Annotated in this window: 21 protein-coding genes; 15 read left to right on the forward strand and 6 right to left on the reverse strand. The window is 41.9% G+C overall.

All coding sequences use genetic code 11. The annotated features are described in order from the left end of the window. The first annotated feature begins 185 nt into the window (after nucleotides 1-185). Nucleotides 186-626, forward strand: a complete 441-nt coding sequence (locus RM556_RS14860; RefSeq protein WP_311359757.1) for an Hsp20 family protein — start codon at nucleotides 186-188, stop codon at nucleotides 624-626. 143 nt (nucleotides 627-769) lie between these two features. On the opposite strand, the gene RM556_RS14865 is transcribed toward RM556_RS14860, so the two are convergent. Then, nucleotides 770-1,168, reverse strand: a complete 399-nt coding sequence (locus tag RM556_RS14865) for an MAPEG family protein (protein ID WP_311374975.1) — start codon at nucleotides 1,166-1,168, stop codon at nucleotides 770-772. A 232-nt stretch (nucleotides 1,169-1,400) separates the two neighbouring features. Here RM556_RS14865 and RM556_RS14870 point away from each other — a divergent pair, with 232 nt between their 5' ends. The 10 genes from RM556_RS14870 to RM556_RS14915 are packed head-to-tail and all read left to right on the forward strand — an operon-like array spanning nucleotide 1,401 to nucleotide 8,916. Next, nucleotides 1,401-1,892, forward strand: coding sequence for a Na+/H+ antiporter subunit E (locus RM556_RS14870; RefSeq protein ID WP_311359755.1), 492 nt, complete (start codon nucleotides 1,401-1,403; stop codon nucleotides 1,890-1,892). Beyond that, nucleotides 1,892-2,233, forward strand: a complete 342-nt coding sequence (locus tag RM556_RS14875) for a monovalent cation/H+ antiporter complex subunit F (protein WP_311359754.1) — start codon at nucleotides 1,892-1,894, stop codon at nucleotides 2,231-2,233. Before RM556_RS14870 ends, RM556_RS14875 begins: the two co-directional genes overlap by 1 nt. After that, on the forward strand, nucleotides 2,223-2,558 hold the full coding sequence (mnhG, locus tag RM556_RS14880; RefSeq protein ID WP_311359753.1) for a monovalent cation/H(+) antiporter subunit G: 336 nt from the start codon (nucleotides 2,223-2,225) through the stop codon (nucleotides 2,556-2,558). The genes RM556_RS14875 and mnhG overlap by 11 nt, the downstream gene beginning before the upstream one ends. Continuing rightward, on the forward strand, nucleotides 2,555-3,115 hold the full coding sequence (locus tag RM556_RS14885) for a DUF4040 domain-containing protein (protein WP_311359752.1): 561 nt from the start codon (nucleotides 2,555-2,557) through the stop codon (nucleotides 3,113-3,115). Before mnhG ends, RM556_RS14885 begins: the two co-directional genes overlap by 4 nt. Then, on the forward strand, nucleotides 3,105-3,527 hold the full coding sequence (locus tag RM556_RS14890; RefSeq protein WP_311374976.1) for a Na(+)/H(+) antiporter subunit B: 423 nt from the start codon (nucleotides 3,105-3,107) through the stop codon (nucleotides 3,525-3,527). Before RM556_RS14885 ends, RM556_RS14890 begins: the two co-directional genes overlap by 11 nt. Then, nucleotides 3,524-3,883, forward strand: coding sequence for a cation:proton antiporter subunit C (locus tag RM556_RS14895; RefSeq protein WP_311359750.1), 360 nt, complete (start codon nucleotides 3,524-3,526; stop codon nucleotides 3,881-3,883). Before RM556_RS14890 ends, RM556_RS14895 begins: the two co-directional genes overlap by 4 nt. Beyond that, the gene (locus RM556_RS14900; RefSeq protein ID WP_311359749.1) at nucleotides 3,883-5,373 is read left to right on the forward strand and encodes a monovalent cation/H+ antiporter subunit D family protein; all 1,491 of its coding nucleotides are present in this window, start codon (nucleotides 3,883-3,885) and stop codon (nucleotides 5,371-5,373) included. Before RM556_RS14895 ends, RM556_RS14900 begins: the two co-directional genes overlap by 1 nt. A gap of 8 nt (nucleotides 5,374-5,381) precedes the next feature. Continuing rightward, nucleotides 5,382-6,905: a proton-conducting transporter membrane subunit gene (locus RM556_RS14905; protein WP_311359748.1), complete on the forward strand. Its 1,524-nt coding sequence runs from the start codon at nucleotides 5,382-5,384 to the stop codon at nucleotides 6,903-6,905. Nucleotides 6,906-6,916: 11 nt separating this feature from the next. Continuing rightward, complete coding sequence (locus tag RM556_RS14910) at nucleotides 6,917-7,219, forward strand: hypothetical protein (protein ID WP_311359747.1); 303 nt, start codon at nucleotides 6,917-6,919, stop codon at nucleotides 7,217-7,219. Next, nucleotides 7,216-8,916, forward strand: coding sequence for a Na(+)/H(+) antiporter subunit D (locus RM556_RS14915; protein ID WP_311359746.1), 1,701 nt, complete (start codon nucleotides 7,216-7,218; stop codon nucleotides 8,914-8,916). The genes RM556_RS14910 and RM556_RS14915 overlap by 4 nt, the downstream gene beginning before the upstream one ends. 37 nt (nucleotides 8,917-8,953) lie before the next feature. On the opposite strand, the gene RM556_RS14920 is transcribed toward RM556_RS14915, so the two are convergent. Together RM556_RS14920 and RM556_RS14925 are read right to left on the reverse strand one after the other, a co-directional pair. Then, on the reverse strand, nucleotides 8,954-11,821 hold the full coding sequence (locus RM556_RS14920; protein ID WP_311374977.1) for an EAL domain-containing protein: 2,868 nt from the start codon (nucleotides 11,819-11,821) through the stop codon (nucleotides 8,954-8,956). Nucleotides 11,822-12,037: 216 nt separating this feature from the next. After that, the gene (locus tag RM556_RS14925) at nucleotides 12,038-13,348 is read right to left on the reverse strand and encodes an alpha-amylase family glycosyl hydrolase (RefSeq protein WP_311359744.1); all 1,311 of its coding nucleotides are present in this window, start codon (nucleotides 13,346-13,348) and stop codon (nucleotides 12,038-12,040) included. 153 nt (nucleotides 13,349-13,501) lie between these two features. On the opposite strand from RM556_RS14925, the gene RM556_RS14930 reads away from it, so the two are divergent. Then, nucleotides 13,502-13,792 (forward strand): hypothetical protein, encoded by a 291-nt coding sequence (locus tag RM556_RS14930; protein WP_311359743.1) that lies wholly within the window; start codon nucleotides 13,502-13,504, stop codon nucleotides 13,790-13,792. A 24-nt stretch (nucleotides 13,793-13,816) separates the two neighbouring features. Here RM556_RS14930 and RM556_RS14935 read toward each other — a convergent pair whose 3' ends face one another. Further along, nucleotides 13,817-14,722, reverse strand: coding sequence for a sulfite exporter TauE/SafE family protein (locus RM556_RS14935; protein WP_409220094.1), 906 nt, complete (start codon nucleotides 14,720-14,722; stop codon nucleotides 13,817-13,819). Nucleotides 14,723-14,811: 89 nt separating this feature from the next. Between RM556_RS14935 and RM556_RS14940 the strand changes: the two genes are divergently transcribed. The 3 genes from RM556_RS14940 to RM556_RS14950 all read left to right on the forward strand — a co-directional run bounded on the left by RM556_RS14940 (nucleotide 14,812) and on the right by RM556_RS14950 (nucleotide 17,398). Continuing rightward, nucleotides 14,812-15,306, forward strand: a complete 495-nt coding sequence (locus tag RM556_RS14940) for a DUF2244 domain-containing protein (protein ID WP_311359741.1) — start codon at nucleotides 14,812-14,814, stop codon at nucleotides 15,304-15,306. A 143-nt stretch (nucleotides 15,307-15,449) separates the two neighbouring features. Then, nucleotides 15,450-15,698, forward strand: a complete 249-nt coding sequence (locus RM556_RS14945) for a DUF6482 family protein (protein WP_311374979.1) — start codon at nucleotides 15,450-15,452, stop codon at nucleotides 15,696-15,698. A gap of 101 nt (nucleotides 15,699-15,799) precedes the next feature. After that, the gene (locus RM556_RS14950) at nucleotides 15,800-17,398 is read left to right on the forward strand and encodes a GMC family oxidoreductase N-terminal domain-containing protein (protein WP_311374980.1); all 1,599 of its coding nucleotides are present in this window, start codon (nucleotides 15,800-15,802) and stop codon (nucleotides 17,396-17,398) included. A 112-nt stretch (nucleotides 17,399-17,510) separates the two neighbouring features. Here RM556_RS14950 and adk read toward each other — a convergent pair whose 3' ends face one another. Then, entirely contained in the window at nucleotides 17,511-18,155 is a 645-nt protein-coding gene (adk, locus tag RM556_RS14955) for an adenylate kinase (RefSeq protein WP_311359738.1), read from the reverse strand. A 186-nt stretch (nucleotides 18,156-18,341) separates the two neighbouring features. Further along, nucleotides 18,342-20,264 carry a molecular chaperone HtpG gene (htpG, locus tag RM556_RS14960; RefSeq protein ID WP_311359737.1) on the reverse strand — a complete coding sequence of 641 codons (1,923 nt, stop codon included), beginning with the start codon at nucleotides 20,262-20,264 and terminating at the stop codon, nucleotides 18,342-18,344. Between the last annotated feature and the right edge of the window lie 2 nt (nucleotides 20,265-20,266).

Genomic DNA, 20,266 nt, shown 5'->3' on the forward strand with positions numbered 1-20,266 from the left:
TTTTTTAATTTATATTTTTCATAGACTTATATGAAAAATTTAATTTTTCATATAAAACTTTCTTGAAATTCAAGGTTCCATACCTACATCTATATTGTGAACGCCGAAAGGGTCACAAAAACCGCCGCCGATTAATCGGGGCAAATTATTAAAAACATATTGCTTAAATGAAAAAGGATATGACTATGCGTACTATCGATCTATCTCCACTTTACCGTTCTTTTATTGGTTCAGACCATCTCGCATCTATGATAGATGCCGCAGCCCGGAACGAGAAACAAAATACATACCCTCCATACAACATTGAGCTGTTGGAAGAAGACAAATACAGAATTACCATGGCAGTAGCTGGCTTTTCAAAAGAGAACGTCGTTATCGAAGTTCAGGAAAACACCCTACTGGTCAGTGGTAAAAAAGAGCAAGCCCCTGAAGAAAAGAGAAAATTTCTTCATAAAGGAATCTCTGAGCGAAACTTCGAACGGAAGTTCCAACTTGGTGATAACGTAAAAGTGCTGAATGCAGATCTAGAGAATGGTTTGTTACACATTGATTTAGAACGCGTTGTTCCAGAGGCCAAGAAGCCTAGACGGATAGAGATTGGCTCAAACCTAATCGAGAATCAATAGAGGAAAAACAGGTAGCCAAGGTATTCCCTGACCTTGGCTACCCTTTGAGTATTATTGTAAACATGATTGTAAAAATGATAACCATCGCCTTTGCGATGGTTTTTTTATCACTGCAAAAAGAGTTATCGACCCCTTCATAGAGCTTAAAGTGTTTTTGAAACTACCACGCTTATATTCCATACCGACAACGCTAGCAGACTTGCGAAAGTTGCGAGCATACCGCTTACTCGTCCCCAACTTGGCCCTGACTTAGTGATAAGGCCAAAAGCATGGGCAATTCTTCCATATAGAAGAAGCGCACCGCAAATGTGCAGGAAAACATCAGCGAAAGAGGTAAGCTCGCCTATCGCAAGCAATATCAAACATAGTGGAGCATACTCTGCAAAATTGGCATGAGCCCTAATTGCTTTCTGCAAGTCATCTATATTTCCATCACCTAAACTAATTGCATTTCGTCTTCTTGCTTTCACTACTTGAAAAGATAAAAAGAGAAAAAACAAGCCTAATAAACCCGCATACAAACCAGTAATTTGTAAGTTCATAATGTAAAACACTTCCCAATAAATGACAGTTAACCTGAGCGAGAGCCTATACTAATTGGCCAACAAAATGAAATAAAGTAAGGACTTATCATCAATTATTGTGTTAGTTTGATTGAATTGCTACATTAATTATCTGCAAATAAATTGTTTGCGAGTTCAAAGCTCTAGGTTCATTGTAAAAATTAGCACCACATTAAGTGTGCAAGTTTAACTAAGGTATAGGAGAGTAGAATTGAGTCATTTGTTTAGATTGGGCGTCATACTTGTCGTCGTTTGGCTACTACTATCCGGCATGTATGAGCCTTTAATGCTAACTTTTGGAGCCTTCTCTGTCCTTATCTCATTATGGTTAACAAAGCGCATGCTGCGCATTGACCAAGAGCAATACACCTTCTTTGTGACCATCAGCTTAGTCAAGTTTTTATTCAAACTGTTCTACAAGATCATTCTATCTAATATTGATGTCACACTGAGAGTGCTAGGTATTAGGCCAGTTCAATCAACTTTTATTACTATTGATATGCCCTACGACAATGATGTAGCGAAAGTGGTATATGCGAATGCAATAACACTCACACCTGGCTCTGCGAGTATTGCCCTATCTGACCACACTTTGCTTGTGCATACTATCAGCGAGCAAGGCGCTCAAGATTTAGCTGATGGCGATATTTTGAATATCATGCCTGCCCAATATCAAGTTAAAACCGTAGAGAACAATAGTTAATGACCGAATATTATTTAGTAGCAGGATTAGCCATTCTTATCGCTATGGCGCTGGGTGTTTGCAGAGCCTTGCTTGGACCAACCGTCTTCGACCGAATACTTGCCGTCAACTTGTTCGGGACCAAAGCGGTATTGTTAGTTGCCATCTATGCTTTTTTCTCCGGTCGACATGACTTGCTTGATATTTCTCTGTTGTACTCATTGCTGAATTTTGTGGGGGTTATCGCCGCTTTGCGTCTAGTCGAACGCGGAAAGTTTTTTGCCAACAGCAAAGAGGAACTGCAAGACCAGGGCTTGACCAAAGAAGATGTTCCTAAAGTACAGGAGAAACATGATGCTTGAGATAGTTGGCTTTATTCTCATTGGAATAGGTTGTTTTCTTGGCGTAGTCGGCGCATTTGGGCTAATTCGATTACCGGACATGTATGCTCGCTTGCATGCAGTTGGGATCACTGACACCCTTTGTTCTTTCCTCATACTGAGTGGTTTAGCTTGTCACGCAGACTCAGTTAACGTGATTGCGAAGTTAGTTCTCATCTTTTTATTCCTATTATTCACAAGTCCAGTTTCTTCCTATGCCTTAGCAAATAATGCATGGCGTTGGGGCTTAATACATAATCAAAAAATCCATGTGACTCCTGCCCACTCTGATAAGGAGCAAAAATGAGCCTTGTCGTTAATTTAGTCCTTTTAGTTTTTTTGTTGGTCATGGCGCTAGCCGTGCTGAAAACAGGGCACTTGTTCGCTATGGCAATGTTATTTGGCCTGTATAGTTTACTTGTTGCTGGCTTATTCGTTGTGCTTGACGCGCCGGATGTTGCCTTCACTGAAGCTGCCGTGGGAACAGGTATTTCAACCGTGCTGATGCTGGTAACCCTGGCTTCTACAAAAAGTGGACATGAATTAGTGTCTAGGCAGAAATCACGGGCAGCACCCTTAATTATCTGTGTGGTAATGGGTGGCCTATTGATTTACGGAACTCATGACCTTGCTGAACTCGGCGACGGTGCCAGTGCCCCTCACAGAGAAGTCGCTGCAAGATACATCGAAAAAGGACAAGAGGAAACCGGTGTGCCTAACCTGGTTACGGCTGTTTTAGCAAGTTATCGAGGTTTTGATACATTGGGAGAAGTCACCGTTGTATTGACTGCGGGCATAGGTGTATTGATGCTACTAGGTGCCAGAAAAAAAATCCGAGTAAAGGAGGTATCAAATGTCAAATGATCTCATTTTACGCGTCGTCACCAAATGGCTCTCTCCTATTATTATTTTATTCGCATTGTACGTGCAGTTCCATGGCGACTATAGCCCAGGCGGTGGTTTCCAAGCAGGGGTTATCTTTAGCTCGGCGATCCTTTTATATGCATTAACCTATGGTTTGGACGCTGCTTTACAGCTCATCCCTGAATGGGTGTTGCGACTTGGCGCTAGCTTAGGTGTGCTCTTATATGGCGGCGTCGGTGTTGTTTCTATGATATTGGGAGGCAACTTTTTGAACTATAGTGTACTCGCCTCTACTGCAATTGCAGGACAACATATTGGCATCATTATCATTGAGCTCGGAGTAGGTCTAACCGTTGCTTCTGTGATGGTGCTATTGTTCTTTACTTTTGCGCGGAGGGTTGCCCCAGAATGATGGAATACATCCTTGGTCATATCAATTACTGGTTGATAGTGGCCGTTATGATGGTCGGTTTATATACTTTGATGAGCCGTTCTAATTTAATTAAGAAGCTAGCAGGCTTAGCCATCTTTCAAACAGCGGTTATTTTGTTTTACGTGAGTTTAGGAAAGGTAACGGGCGGCACCGTTCCCATAGTTGACGATAAATACACTTTGTACTCAAATCCATTACCTCAGGTATTGATGCTAACGGCAATTGTTGTTGGCGTTGCCACGACTGCCCTGGGGTTCGCATTAGTGATCAGAATTAAAGAAGCTTACAACAGTGTGGAAGAATCAGAAATTAACGAAATGGACGAAAAAGAATAATGGAACAACTCACCATTTTACTGATTGTTATTCCATTGATGGTAGCGCCGATTACTGCGTTGATACCATCGGAGAAAATCACTTGGGCTTTGACCTTAATCGTTTCCTCTATATCGCTCCTCATTTCTCTATATATACTGTATGAAGTCAGTGACGGTCGTCATGTCATATATGAATTAGGAGGTTGGCGTCCACCCTGGGGTATCGAATATAAAATTGACTCATTGAATGCATTCATCGCTGTAATAGTCAGTGGTATTGCCTCATTATCTTGCCTGTTTGCCTATCGCAGTGTTCCCGACGAGATCGACAAGAAAACTATCCCCTTGTTCTATGCGGCATTTCAACTCTGCTTATTGGGTTTATTAGGCATTGCACTGACCGGCGATATCTTTAATCTTTTCGTATTTTTAGAAATATCGTCACTATCTACCTATGCACTTATCAGCATGGGCAAACATAGAAAAGCACTTACTGCTGCGTTTTCTTATCTTATTTTGGGCACTATCGGTGCAACCTTTTTCTTAATTGGTGTCGGTTTCCTTTTTGCTGCCTCAGGAAGTTTAAATACAGCAGATATTGCTAATCGCTTTCCAAGTTTTGCAGACATGCAATTGGTCGAAACCGCACTCATTTTTATGGTAATGGGAATCGCGCTGAAAGCCGCTATCTTCCCTTTACATAGCTGGTTACCGAATGCTTATGGTCAGGCGCCATCAGCAGTTAGCGTATTTTTATCTGCAACCGCTACAAAGGTCAGTATTTACGTTTTATATCGCATTTTGTTCGACCTCTATCCAATCGATTACTGGGTAGATATGTTGTTACCTCAAATCATGCTCTCGCTTGGGTGTGTGGCTGTCATTTACGGGTCATTTAGAGCTTGGCAACAAGTAGAAATGAAGCGCCTACTCGCATTTTCTAGTGTTGCTCAAATAGGCTATATGGTCATTGGATTGGCACTTATCAATCAACTTGGTTTAACAGCCTCAATTTTACACCTGTTTAACCATGCCATTATTAAATCTACCTTGTTCATAGGAGCTGGTATTTTATTGTATCGCGCTAATACGACTGAACTGCGAAGCCTTCGTGGACTCGGCAAAGATATGCCTTGGACATTTGCTGCAATCACCCTAGCAGGTTTAAGTTTAATTGGTGTTCCTGGAACGGTCGGTTTCGTGACGAAATGGTATCTACTCGAAGCTGCGGTCGAAAAAGGCATGTGGATAGTTGTCGGTACGATAGTCATTGGCTCTGTTTTAGCTATCGCCTATGTCTGGAAAATCATTGAAAACTTATATTTTAGAAGTAAGCGCAAATTGCATATTCAAGATGTACCCAGTGGCGATTCTGGTGTCGCTCGCGCGCCAAGAACAATGACTATCGCACTTTGGATTGGTGCGATTATGTGTATCGTTTTCGGACTGAACACCGAGCTATCTTTTGAAGCTGCCTCGTCAGCTGCCAAAGCTTTGTTAGAGCGATAGGAGCAACAATGACGCAAATTGCTATGACTCATTTACTTATCCTATCTATTCTTGTGCCTATTGTTGGCTCATTAATTATCTCTAGGCTAGACAAGCATGTGAATATTCGAGAGGCGGTGACATTAATTACTGCTGTTCTTTTGCTGCTTATCAACATTGATATCTATTTGAGCTTAGAGCTTAATCATACAGAGGATGTCGCTAACTCTCGTTTTACTTTTGCTGAACCCATTGAAGGCTTAGCGGTTGCATTTTCCGCTACGGCTTTTGGTAGTTTATTCGCTATCATCGCAAGTAGCTTATGGGTTGCCACATCTATCTACGCTATCGGATATATGCGAGGCCATCATGAAAAACACCAAACGCGCTTTTATGTTCTTTTTGCAATTGCAATCGCTGGTGTTATGGCTGTCGCCTACTCTGACAATTTATTCACACTCTTTTTATTCTATGAAATCTTAACAGTCTCTACTTATCCATTAGTCACTCACTCAGGTACAAGAGAAGCACGAAAAGGTGGTAGAACTTATATATTGATTCTAATGGGCTCATCAATCTTATTCTTCCTGCCTGCGATGATAATCACTTGGTTCGTGTCTGGCACATTGAGCTTTCAGGAAGGTGGCATACTCGCTAATAATTTGGATGCGATTTGGGCCGCTCCCTTACTGTTATTGTTCTTATTTGGAATCAGCAAAGCAGGCCTCATGCCTTTGCATAAATGGCTACCTTCGGCCATGGTAGCCCCGACTCCAGTGAGTGCGCTGCTGCATGCTGTTGCAGTTGTAAAGGCGGGTGTTTTCTCCGTCATGAAGATTGTAGTGTTTATTTTTGGTACCGATTTCATTAGCGAAACCGGTGCCAATCATTGGCTTATCTGGTTACCTCTCATCACTATTGTACTCGCCTCCTTTATTGCACTTCGTAAAGACAACCTTAAAGAACGTTTGGCATATTCGACAGTTAGCCAACTGAGTTACATTATATTGGGTGCTTTGCTAGCAAATCAGGCTGGTATCCTAGGCGGCTCTATGCATATTGCGATGCATGCATTTGCAAAAATTTCATTATTCTTTGCTGCTGGTGCGATCCTTGTTGCAACCCATAAAAAGTACGTTAGCCAACTATCCGGCTTGGGTAGAACGATGCCATTTACTTTCACCGTGTTTACAATAGGCACCTTGAGCATTATCGGTTTGCCATTCTTTGGAGGGATGTGGAGTAAGTGGTATCTACTCTCCGGCTCTCTGAGCTTTTCCGGGCCTGAATTCACTTATTGGGCGATTCTAACTGGCTTGGCCATTAGCTCAATACTTAACACTTACTACTTGTTAAGCATTCCAATGACTGCGTTCTTTAACAAACCCAGTCAACCTGAGCAAGGCGAAGAAGGGCACGCAGAAGCAACAGGAATTTCTGAAGCACCTGTTGCGTGTTTAATTGGCATGGCTATACCCACGGTAATTACCTTGTATCTTTTCTTTGATCCACAAGTATTTTTCCGATTAGCTTCAACGCTAACAACCTTGTAAGGGCCATAAAAATGAATAAACCAGAACAAAAAGTCGCATTTTTTGATAAGCCCGAAAACGTTAAAATAATATTACGAGTATTCTATGTACTGTGTGTTGTACTCGTTATTGCAGACTTTATCGTGCATCGTCACATTTATGTTTCCTTTGAAGAGATACCTGCATTTTACGCAATATATGGCTTTGTAGCCTGTGTCGTCTTAGTCGTTATCGCCAAAGAAATGCGAAAACTCGTGATGCGTGATGAGAAATACTACGATGCCAGAGAAGATGAAGATGACTCGAGTAAGAAACCAGAGGAGAAGCAGCAATGAGTTATGCTATCCCGGCATTCTTGCCATTTTTCATCGCAGCCCTGTTTGCTGCAATTGCACCTATTCGCTTTCGGTACATTTTGGTTTTAGTCCCATTAATTAACGGCATATTACTGTTTTTAAATGCTGACCAGCTAAGTCCTATCACTGTTCAACTGCACACATTCACCCTGCAGATAATGGACGTTGGCCCCGCGGTCACGGAGCAGGACGCCAAACTAAGCCTCTTGTTTGCTTACTTGTTTCACCTTGCCTGCTTTATTTGCCTCATTTATGCCTTGCATGTAAAAGACAAAGTACAGCTTGTTTCGGGTCTATTGTATGCCGGTAGTGCTATTGGTGCTGTATTTGCTGGAGACTTTATCACCTTATTTATCTTTTGGGAGCTACTTGCACTGACCTCGGCCTTTTTGGTATTCGCTCGACGCACAGAGGCAGCAAAAGCGGCTGGCATTCGGTACTTAATTATACAAGTACTCTCTGGCGTGCTCTTATTAATTGGTGCGATCAGTTACTTCCAGCAAACTGGCTCAACTGATATTGGATACATTGGACTGGGTTCTACAGCCTCATGGTTATTCTTAGTCGCCTTTGGTATCAAAGCCGCTTTCCCATTTATGCACTCTTGGCTAACAGATGCATACCCTGAAGCAACGCCAGTGGGTACGGTATTTTTATCTGCCTTCACAACCAAAGTCGCGATCTATATGCTCGCGCGCACCTTTCCTGGCGAAGATTTGCTAGTGTATATTGGTGCTGCGATGACTTGCTTCCCCATTTTCTACGCTGTTATCGAAAACGATTTACGAAAAGTATTGGCTTACAGCCTAATTAACCAACTTGGTTTTATGGTCTGTGGTATTGGTATCGGTACCGCTTTAGCGCTCAACGGCACTGTAGCTCACGCGTTCAATGACGTGATTTTTAAAGGGCTACTGTTTATGACGATGGGGGCCGTGCTAACGCGTGTCGGTCACGTGAACGGTTCAAACCTTGGTGGCTTATATAAAACAATGCCCAAAACCACGCTGTTTTGTATTATTGGTGCGGCCTCAATTTCTGCCTTTCCGTTATTCAGTGGTTTTGTTAGTAAAAGCATGGTGATGGCTGCGATGATAGAAGCTGGACACGAATACCTTTGGCTTATGCTCTTATTCGCATCTGCAGGTGTGTTCCATCACGCCGGTATAAAGATCCCATTCTTTGCTTTCTTTGCGCACGATTCTGGGCTGCGTCCTAAAGAGGCACCTACGAATATGTTGGTTGCTATGGGTATTGCCTCTGCGCTGTGTATCTTAGTAGGAAGCTACCCTGCTTTGCTATACTCGCTATTGCCATGGGAAAACAATTACGTAGCGTACGACATCACTCATACCCTGACACAGTTACAACTCCTGTTCTTCTCAGCACTCGCATTTGTCTGGCTAAATCAAAAAGGTTTATATCCTCCTGAGTTAAAGTCAGTGAATTTGGACGTAGAGTGGATATTCAGGAAAGCTTTGCCTGGTATTGGAAATGGTATTTACCGCTTGGCCTCTAGTGCTAAGCGTGTTGCCGTCAGTTCGTCCCTTAGCCTGCTTAATGCAATCCCTGTAATGAAAAGAGGCAACGACGCCAACGCAGCAACCATGACATTGCGTATGGCAATTGGATTTGTATTATTAGTTCTTATGGCTTTTGTCACTCAGTTTTTATAAAAGCCAGTCGGATGTAGGCCATTAAAACAGTGAAAGGTTATTTGTCCAAATACTGCTTATTAAACTGATCAACAGAAATGGGTTTACTAAATAGGTAACCTTGGGCTTTTGTGCAGTTGAGAGAGGACAGTGTTCGAGCCTGCTCCTGAGTCTCAATTCCCTCCGCAATCACCGATAAATTGAAATTTTTTGCTAACCCAATTATCGAACGTACGATGGCTAAGTCTTTCTCAAATTCCATCTTATTGACGAAAGCACGGTCTATTTTCAGAATATCAACCGACAATCGACTCAAATAAGACAGTGACGAGAACCCTATACCAAAATCATCAATCGCGATCTTAAAACCCATCGCACGCAGATCTGCTAGTAACACTTTAGTAAATTCAATATTTTCTACAATTGCACTTTCGACTATTTCAATTGTAATTGCACTCGCTATTGTTGGATCTAATTTCACCGCTTGAGCAATGCGATTGAACAGCTTCCGGTTAGATAACTCCATAGCCGACACATTGATTGAGAGAGTCATCTCTGCGCCCTGCTCGCGCCAGTTTTGGATAATTCTAATAGCGTGTTGAAACACCCACTCAGTGACAAATCTGATTGAACCTGTGCTTTCAGCTAATGGGATAAACCTATCTGGCGTAAGAAAACCGCGTTTCGGATGATGCCATCGGACTAATGCTTCAGCACCAACAACTTGATTACTGACAATGTTCACCTGCGGCTGCAGCAACAATTCAAACTGATCCTGGGCTTTAGCCTGTTTAAGTTCAGAACTTATGGTTAGCAAAGCGGCTGCGTCATCGCTGATATCTTGGGAGTAAAATACAACATCATCCATAAGTGATTTTTTAGCTTTATACATTGCAGCATCAGCGCAGCGGAGTAATTCAGAACTGCAGCTAGCATCTTTAGGATACTGGGAAATGCCAATTGATAGCCCAATATTCACTTCTAATTCGTCAGCTATCTGAAAAGGTAACCTCGCAGCATCACAAAGCGACTCTGCCATCACTTGCAATTTTTCTTCATCCTGTCGGCAATTTTCTATCAGTACGACAAACTCGTCGCCCCCCAAACGTGCCAAGGTATTTTCTGAGCCGATAATCTCTTTAAAACGTCGGCTAACAATCATCAAAAGTTCGTCACCTGCTTTGTGCCCTAAGCTATCGTTGATAACTTTAAACCGGTCTAAATCCAAAAACATCAGCGCAAAATTTTTACCGGAATTGTCATCAGCCTGAATCGCGAACTCGAGCTTTTTCGCTAACATAAATCGATTCGGCAAACCAGTTAGACTATCGAAGTGCGCTAAGTTTTCTAGCTGTGTTTCTACTGCTTTTTGTTGAGAGATATCAGAAAATACGGCAACATAATTGATGATTGTTTCTTTGCTGTTTTTTACTGCATTGATAGAGAAAAGCAGGGGGAAATCTTCATACGGTTGACCTGAGAACCAGAGTTCTCCCCGCCAGTTTCCTCGCTTTTTTAATATCGGAAATACCATTTCATAAAAATGTTGAGAGCGGTCAGCGTTCCTAAACATATTAGGTTGTTGCTGCAATATTTCTTGTCTGTGTATTCCTGTAATACGTTCAAATGCTGGATTTATCGAGACAACTTGTAAATCACTATTGGTGATGAACATGCCTTCTTGTGCATAATTGAAGACTTGTTCATATAACTTCCAGTTTTGCTCATGTTGACGCTTTTCGGACAAATCATTCACGATCAAACTGGTACTCATTTCTCCGGCTAATTCAATGGGTGTGCTAAAGATTTCAACATCTCTTACAGTCCCATCAACTGTTAAATGAACATCGTTGTAAATAGAGGCAGACTCAATCGTATTTTCCTTTGTGGAGCTTCCAACAAAGTGACGAAGATCCCCAAGTGAGCGGGACAACAAAGCGCTTTTGTCGAAGCCGTAGAAATCCTTAGCAGCCTTATTCGCATCGATAACTTTCCCTGCCTCATCAACCATTAGCATTACAGCATTATTTAAATTAAAAAACTGTCTAAACTTGCGTTCAGAAGCTTGTAAAGATTGACGTGATTCAGCGGCTAGCTTTTCATTGCGCAGCATCAATAACATGTTGTAGTAAATAAATAACCAAATAACCAGCGCTGAAATAAAATAGCTCGGATGAAACCTTAGCTGCTCCCAGCCCTCTTTTGGATTGGCAGAAACTATCCAATTGCCATAAGGGAGATGGATGTCTGTAGTGACTTTCGAATCATCAAAAAGCGTTTTACTGCCAAAAAAGACTTCGCCGTCAATGCCCAGTGCATGTCTGCCCTTAATACCAATATGCAGATCAGGATGAGTATTTAATTCCAACTGAGCAATAAAGTCGTCATAGTCGATAACAACTGAAATTATGCCCCAGTTCTTTTCATCTATCGATATAGGCAATCTGACAATAAGCGCTTGCCCACCTTGTACCAACTCGACAGGTCCAGAAACTACGGCTTTTTGAATTTCCAGAGCAAGCTCAATTGAGGGTAATTGATCTTCTAGCTCGCGGTAATCCATACCAAACACTTTTTCATTGCCCTCAAAAGGGTACAAATGAGTCACGATATATGCGTTTGATGCAGCGAGAACACGAATATTACTTTCAGAAGTCAGCAGTTTTTGGGCATACAGAGAAAACTCATCCTGACTGAGATCTGGATTAATGCTGACGTAAGTAGCCAACCCTTTCACTAATTCAATATTATTTTGTAGACGCGCTTCTATATCACTTTTAATCACAGCAAGTTGCTGCGCTACGGCAAGCTTTTGATTGGATAAGGCTGTTCGATATTCAGCATATTCAACGTATAAATAGACAAGAGCAACCGCAATGATTGCCGCAATACGAACCAAAATACTAGAAAATTTTAAATCGCGCACCTAAGTCACTTACCTCGTGATTGATGAATAATAACGCGATCCCTGCGGTTAAACTGTTTATTGTTCTTCTTTAACTGTCAGAGTATACCATCGACGATTAAATTAGTACTGTTGCCTAGCTCATTGAGTATATGGTTAATGAACAGACCTCCTAGCCCTACACTAGCGAACTTTTATAGTGCTATATACAAGTTCTAGGTAGTTCGACTAAAACGCCTAATACTCGCGCAAGAAAACCCTGTATCCCCAGGGTGGCAAGCTTAGCTCGGTATCACCGAAAAAGTCATATTCTTGCTGATCATTTTTAAGAGCATCAGAATACTGATCAGTAAATAAGGTGTCTCTGAAAGTCACGTTTTGCACTTTTGGACTGAAATTAAAGACCATAAACCATTTACTCTCTTTGTCCTGTCGCACAAAGCTAAAAATGGCTTTTTGATTAGAATTAGGTACTTGTTGCATCAAGGCACCATGTTGGGCATTCCAAAGCGCTGTATAACAGTTTCGTAAACTTAACAGTTGTGTATATAGGTCCCCAATTTCATGATGCTGCCAATCAATGCTGTCTTTTTCAAAAAAAGCTAAACGTTTCGACTCACCGGCCTCTTGTCCGTTATGAATCAATGGCATCCCCTCGCCTAGACAGGATAAGACAATACATGCCTTTTGCGCATCACCAAATTTTTCATCCGGCGTCCCTTCCCATGCATTTTCGTCATGGTTACTCACAAATGTCATTCTCATCGCTTCTCTTGGCCAAGAACGCTCATTCCAAGAGTAATATTTACGTAACTTGTCTAAAGGGGCTTTTTGTTGACAAATATCATGCAGCACCTCATTCCAAGACCAAGCATAGGTCATATCAAAAGCATATTCATGAAGGTCTCGATTTTCCCACTCAGCCAACATAAACACAGACTTAATTCTATCTAGATGTTCCCTCGCTTGGCGCCAAAAACCGTTGGGTACGTACCCCGCAACATCACAACGAAAACCATCTATATCAAACTCTTTAATCCAATATGCCATAGCTTCAATCATATACTCGCGCAAACCAGCCTGATCATAATCAAATTCGATGATGTCATCCCAATCCCACCATGGTGAAGGCCGGAAGTCACCTTTGTAGTCTCGCGCATACCATTCAGGGTGTTCTTGAACTAAGTGGTTGTCCCAAGCACTATGATTGGGAACCCAATCTAAGATAACTTTGAGATCGAGTTTGTGGGCCTCATTGATAAGCTCTTTGAGAGATTCAGCATTACCAAATTCAGCGTTGATCGAACGAAAGTCTTTCACCGCGTATGGACTCCCTAAACTTCCTTTTCTATTTTGCTCTCCAATCTCATGAATTGGCATTAGCCACACAATTGTAACACCCAAGTCTTTAATGCGAGGTAATGCTTTAGTGACTTCAGAAAAAGTACCTTGCTCACTAAACTGTCGAGTATTAACTTGATAAATGCTAGCGTGACAGGTCCAGAGCGGTGAGCTATGTTTTACATAAGGAATAATTGGCAAGTTCAAAGGGAAACCTAGTTCAATCAGTAAAGGGATTTACATGTAATCATATTCTTAAATTGTCGGCAAATCGCAGAATTTTTGAAGTAAAACGCGAACTAATTCATCAAGCGTGGTCTATAATGTAAGACAGACCGAATTTCAGGACAAATAGGACTCATGACACAGACACTTTCCCACAAACAACTATATTTCTTTTTTTGGGGTCTTCTTGCTTCCATTATCCTAGGTTTAGGGGCGTGCTCCAATCGATATGTCTATGAGTCAGTTCGCCAAGCCCAAATACAAGAATGCGAGCGAAGTGCAGAAGGACAAGCAAGACAAGATTGTTTGCGCGGTTATCAAATGACTTTTGAAGAGTATGAACAAGAACGTAAAGAGGCTCTTGGTAAGAAAGAGAAAGAAGAGCCTAAACTTATCCTGCCCACGGAAAAGAAAAACGATACCTAAGCCACAAGTAAGGCGCAAGATTGATCATGTAAATAAGCCGGCTATTCCCATGATCAAAACCCAAGTTGCAAAAAATACTTTTAATTTAACAACGGGGAAATACAAAACAACTCGCTTGGCAATAATCCCACCAACAATGGCGCCAGCTCCAGCAAATAATAACACTTCCCAGTAAATAGCATGAGATACCGTTAAATGGTAATAAATCGCTGACCATACGGAAAATGCGCTCAAGATAACTGCCAAAGCTATTGAACAGGCAATATTGAATCCTCTCAGAATCAAATAGACAGCCACAAGTTCGCCAACGCCAACTGATAACCACGCAGTAATAATTCCCCCAAAAAATGCAAGCGCTGACAATATAACAAAGTCAGTTTTCACAAATGATAAGGTCACTTTTGTTCTACTCAGCAATGGAATTGAAGCATAAATTGCTATCGCTAGTAGTATTGAGAAAATGCCAAAACCAAGATGCAAAGAAGTTTGTGCTTGTTCTGTATAGCTACCAAGCAGGAACTGCGCAACAAGGATACCGAAAATAGAGCAAGGGACAGTGATAGCCAAACCGCGATTTAAAAACTGCCACTGTGAATGCTCCTTGCCGTTTTCAGTTTTTAATTGCAGTCGGTATTTATGCCAAGTGATAGCACCTGCGGTCATACCACAACACTGAATAGCAAAACTGGTTGCAATAATGGCACTATTATCTATTTTCAATTGATTAAAGAACGGCACAAATACGACACCGCCACCGGCGCCGGTAGAATTAGCAAAAATAGCGCCTGTGATCCCGATAAACAAGAACGCAAAATAGTCAGAAATGATCTGAAAACTGTCGGGCACGCTAAAAACTAGGGTCAACCATGTAATTAACAGAATAATTCGGAAAGGGTGACTTTTAACAGCACCTCTAGTTATATTGTACAAACGACACTCGCGTTCTAAAAATTGATGACGAACTTTGCCAGATCTCGAGAGGAAATTCAGCTACCTTTTTTTAAATTTTAAGATTTAATATGGTTAAACTCGAAAAGCGCTCTACCCAATCGATTCTCACGCTATCGCCCAATCGTTCTCTTACGTGGGCCGAAGCAAAATGGATTATGGCGATTATGGTCGCCGTAGTGATGATCATTGCCATTGCTTGGACTTTTGTGGGAGCTTGGATAGTACTACCTTTCGCTGGCGTCGAAGTTGGCCTATTTGTATTGCTCATGTACAAAGTTACTCGTTCCACTTATCTAAAACAAATTGTTACTTTTAATGACGAGCAAATAAGAGTGGAAATGGGCATTAATCGAAGATTGAGCAGTCAAACTATCCCTCGTTTGGGAACAGACATATTCTACAGTGAAACAGAACGCAATTGGACAACACCCAAAATAACGCTTCACAACGGCTCAAAGCGTTTACAAATCGGTGAATTTCTAAACTCAGAAGATATGGCTTTGCTTCGAGAAAACTTGGAAGAATTGGGTTTTCCAATATGCCGTGAGCACTGGTGGAAGTAAGTAATCCTCTGTCTTTCTCGATATTCGATACCTCCATCAAAGTACTATTGTGATCCTTCGCATCTTAAACGCGTTTAAATTTTGTATAAGTGAGAGCGCATTTACGTAGTTTGACTATCATAAATAAAGCGAGGCTAGTTCGTATGAATTTATATATAGAGTCGATAGAAGGTGGCACATATATCGCGGCCGTTGGTGAAAGCGGTGCTGACACCTATTTGAGAGACAAGCACAGCGATTCATTATCATTTCAGTGTATTAATTCAATCAAATTACAGGTTGAGAACATGCATTTTGATAAAATTTGGTTAAAGCAAAACACGCCATATGAAGAAATGTGTGGTTTAAAAAGTAGCGATGAATCATTGGTGATTGAACTTGATTGGCGTTAGCTACACGGCGTAGGCAATAAACATAAAATTTATACTGGTCTGACAAGAATTAGCTGTTAATATCTTATTAACAAAATCTTAGGACAAGCTATAATTTTCTTATGACTGAATTCGATATCATTATTGTTGGCGCAGGTTCCGCAGGGTCAGTGCTTGCCAACCGCCTCTCTTCAGACCCAAGGCTATCAGTTTGCTTACTTGAAGCTGGCGGGAAAGATACTAATCCCGCAATTCATGTCCCTTTCGGCTTGGCATTCTTGTCAGATATGAAGTCGATCAATTGGGCTTACGATACCAATGAAGAGCCCGGACTAAATAATAGAAAGTTATTCTGGCCAAGAGGTAAAACTTTAGGTGGTTCTAGTTCAATCAATGCGATGTGTTACATACGCGGGGCCGCCGAAAATTATAACGACTGGGCCGAGTTAGGTTTATCGGAATGGTCATGGGATAAAGTGCTGCCTTTCTTTCTAAAAAGTGAAGACAATACAAGAGAAGCTTCAGAATACCACTCTATTGGTGGTTGCTTGGGTGTTTCAGACCTCAAACACATCAATCCCCTCACCTTTGACTTCATTCGCGCTTCGGTCAGCAATGGCTTGCAGGAAAAGGAAGATTTCAACGATGACAGCCAAGAAGGCGTGGGTGTTTATCAAGTTACTCAACGGTTCGGTCGTCGTTGCAGCACGGCAAAAGGCTTTTTGTCTGACGAAATACAGGCTAGGCCAAACTTGCACATAATGACCGGAGTTGAAGTTGAAAAAGTGGATGTACGTGACGGTGTAGCAACGGGCCTGAGAATCGTTGCCAACGAGACCACTCAGCATCTTTTCGCTAAAAAACAAATCATTCTTTGTGCTGGTGCAATAGGCTCTCCCCAAATACTAATGCAGTCGGGCATTGGTGATGCTGCACATTTGAAAGAACTGAATATCGAAGTAGTGAAAGACTTGCCTGGCGTTGGTCAGAACTTGCAAGACCATTTAGATGGCACAATTCTATTTCGAACAGACAATCGACGTTCTTATGGATTATCAGTGCCAGCCTTATTAAAGAACGCTTATGAACCCGTAAATTATTGGTTAAATAAAGAGGGCATGTTTACTTCAAATATTGCGGAAGGTGCGGCCTTTTTTAAATCGTCACCAGACTTAGCCTTACCAGATGTGCAGCTACATTTTCTGCCAGCACTATTAGTCGACCACGGACGCACCAAGCCTTGGGGCCATGGTTTCACAATTCATTTTTGTAATTTATACCCCAAGAGCCGAGGGGAGATAAAGCTCAAAAGAACATATGGAAAGCTTGAGCCAGACATACGGCCAAATTATTTATCGTGCGAAGAAGATATTGAGCCTTTGGTCGCCGGATTTAAATGGTGTAGAAAAATCAGTAATACCTCGCCGTTGGGAGACTCAGCATCAGAGTGGATACCAGGAACCGAGGTTCAATCCGATGAAGAAATTAAAGATTACCTTCACAAACATGCAGAAACGGTTTATCACCCAGTAGGGACATGCAAAATGGGTGTTGAAGATGATCCTATGGCCGTAGTGAGTGAGCGGCTCAAAGTGAATGGCATAAACAAACTGATGGTTGTAGATGCCTCAGTAATGCCGAACATCATTGGCGGCAACACCAACGCTCCAACGATTATGATCGCTGAGAAGGCCGCTGAGTGGATTTTAAGTGAGCTTTAGCTCTTCGGCATGACACCTTGAACGGGCCTAAGAAGATTGCTAACGGAGTTACACAAAAAAAGCCGAGAAAGATTCAAAATCTACGCTCGGCTTATACATAATATATTCGTATCTAGCTGACTATTTGCTCTAACTCTGCACTCACGACGTCAACTGATTTAGTACCATCCAATTTGTGATATTCACACAAACCTTCAGTAGCAGCTGTTTGATAATAGTTCACCAAAGGCTTTGTTTGGTCGTGATATATTGCAAGGCGGTCGCGAACAGTTGCCTCTTTATCATCATCACGAACAATGAGGTCTTCACCTGTATCGTCGTCTTTCCCTTCATTCTTTGGTGGGTTATACACAACATGGTAAACCCTGCCAGATGCAGGATGAACACGACGCCCGCCCATGCGGTCAACGATTACGTCATCTGGAACATCAAATTCGATACAGTGATCTACTTTCACGCCAGCTTCTTTCATTGCATCCGCTTGTGGGATAGTTCGAGGAAACCCATCTAATAAGAAACCATTTGCACAGTCTTCTTGAGCTATACGCTCTTTAACCAAGCCAATGATAATGTCGTCAGATACTAGCTTACCTGCGTCCATCACCTGTTTGGCGGCCAAACCCATTTCAGTGCCTGCTTTAATTGCTGCACGCAACATGTCACCAGTAGAAATTTGGGGAATACCAAACTTCTTCATTAAGAATTGAGCTTGCGTTCCCTTACCCGCACCCGGTGCGCCAAGAAGTATGATGCGCATTAAGCGTCCTCCCAGAAAGTGTTTAAATTTTTGACCTGCAAACTGTACAACTTAGACTGCTAGTTCACAAGTCAAATTAGACCGAAAAATAACAACTTAAGACTAATAGCGAATATTTTGACCTAGCCCAAGCTCAAAACACAAAAAAGCGAGCACAATGGCTCGCTTTTTTATGGTCTTACCAATCTACTTTGCTAAGCTCGTTAGCAACTTGTTCAGGTTCTGAACAAACGCAGATGGATCTTTTAAGCTACCTTGTTCAGACAACGCAGCTTGGTCAAAGAGTACTTCCGACCACTGTTTAAACTGGTCTTCGTCTTGTACCTCAGACATCAACTTAACTAAGTGATGCTCTGGGTTTAACTCGAAGTGATACTTAGGCTCTGGCACTGGTTGTCCAGCAGAAGCCATCAGTTTAGCCATTTGGGTAGTCATACCATTTTCGTCAGCAACGATACACGCGGGAGAGTCTGTGAGGCGATGTGTGAATTTCACTTCTTCCACCTTTTCGCCTAAAGCTGTTTTCACTCGCTCTAGAATTCCTTCAACTTCCTTCTCGGCAGTTTCTTTTGCTTTTTTAGACTCTTCATCGTCTAGGTCGCTGAGATCAAGGTCTGCGCGAGCAATAGATTGGAATTGCTTTTCGTTAAATTCGGTAAGATGTGACATCAGCCATTCGTCGATGCGCTCACCCATTAGCAACACTTCAATCCCTTTCTTGCGGAAGATTTCCAAATGAGGGCTAGTTTTCGCAGCCTGATAACTGTCTGCGGTCACATAATAAATCTTGTCTTGGCCTTCATTCATGCGAGAAATATAATCTTCTAAAGAGACACTTTGTGCACCGCTCTCATCATGCGTTGAAGAAAAACGTAATAGACCAGCGACTTTTTCTTTATTAGCAAAGTCTTCCGCTGGGCCTTCTTTAATCACGTTACCAAACTCACTCCAGAATGCTTGGTATTTATCGGCATCTTTCTTCGCCATTTTTTCAAGCATTTGAAGAACACGTTTAGTGCAGCCTTGACGAATAGCTTGTGTAATCTTATTGTCCTGTAGAATTTCACGAGACACATTCAATGGTAAATCGTTAGAATCAAGTAGACCTTTCACAAAGCGCAAGTAGGTTGGCATGAACTGCTCAGCATCATCCATAATAAATACACGCTGTACGTACAACTTCAGACCGTGAGTCTGGTCACGGTTCCACATATCGAATGGTGCTTTCGCTGGAATATACAATAGGCTAGTGTATTCTGTTTTACCTTCAACACGGTTGTGTGACCACGTTAGTGGATCAGCGAAGTCATGAGAGACATGCTTGTAGAACTCATTATATTCTTCATCACTAATGTCTGATTTTTCACGAGTCCATAAGGCTGTTGCTTTATTTACCGCTTCCCACTCTGCAGGAATGGCAGGTGTTTTTTCGCCGTCTGGGCCTTCACTCTCAGGCACTTCGTCTTTAAACATTTTAACAGGAATGCTGATATGGTCTGAGTATTTAGTAATGATTGAACGTACTTTCCAATCGTCTAAAAACTCTTTCTCATCATCACGTAAATGAAGAGTGATTTCTGTACCACGATCAGCTTTATCGATCGTTGCAACATTAAATTCGCCTTCACCCGCTGATTCCCAGCGAACACCTTCAGATTTATCGGCACCGGCAGCACGACTCTTTACAACAACTTTGTCAGCTACGATAAAGGCTGAGTAGAAACCTACACCGAATTGCCCGATTAGTTGAGAATCCTTCGTTTGGTCACCAGAAAGCTTACTAAAGAAGTCGGCAGTGCCTGATTTTGCAATCGTTCCTAAGTTGGCGATGGCGTCTTCTTTTGACATCCCGATACCGTTGTCGGAGATAGTTAATGTGCCAGCATCTTTATTCACACTAATTTTAACGTGTAAGTCGCTGTCCTTTTCAAACAAACTATCGTCAGACAAACCTTTGAAGCGAAGCTTGTCAGCCGCATCTGCAGCGTTTGACACAAGTTCACGAAGGAAAATTTCTTTGTTTGAATACAATGAGTGGATCATAAGTTGAAGCAATTGTTTTACTTCGGTTTGAAATCCATGGGTTTCTTGTTGGACTGTCTCAGCCATTG

Origin of the sequence: Alteromonas sp. W364 (assembly GCF_031846205.1) — a bacterium.
Classification (GTDB): domain Bacteria; phylum Pseudomonadota; class Gammaproteobacteria; order Enterobacterales; family Alteromonadaceae; genus Glaciecola; species Glaciecola blandensis.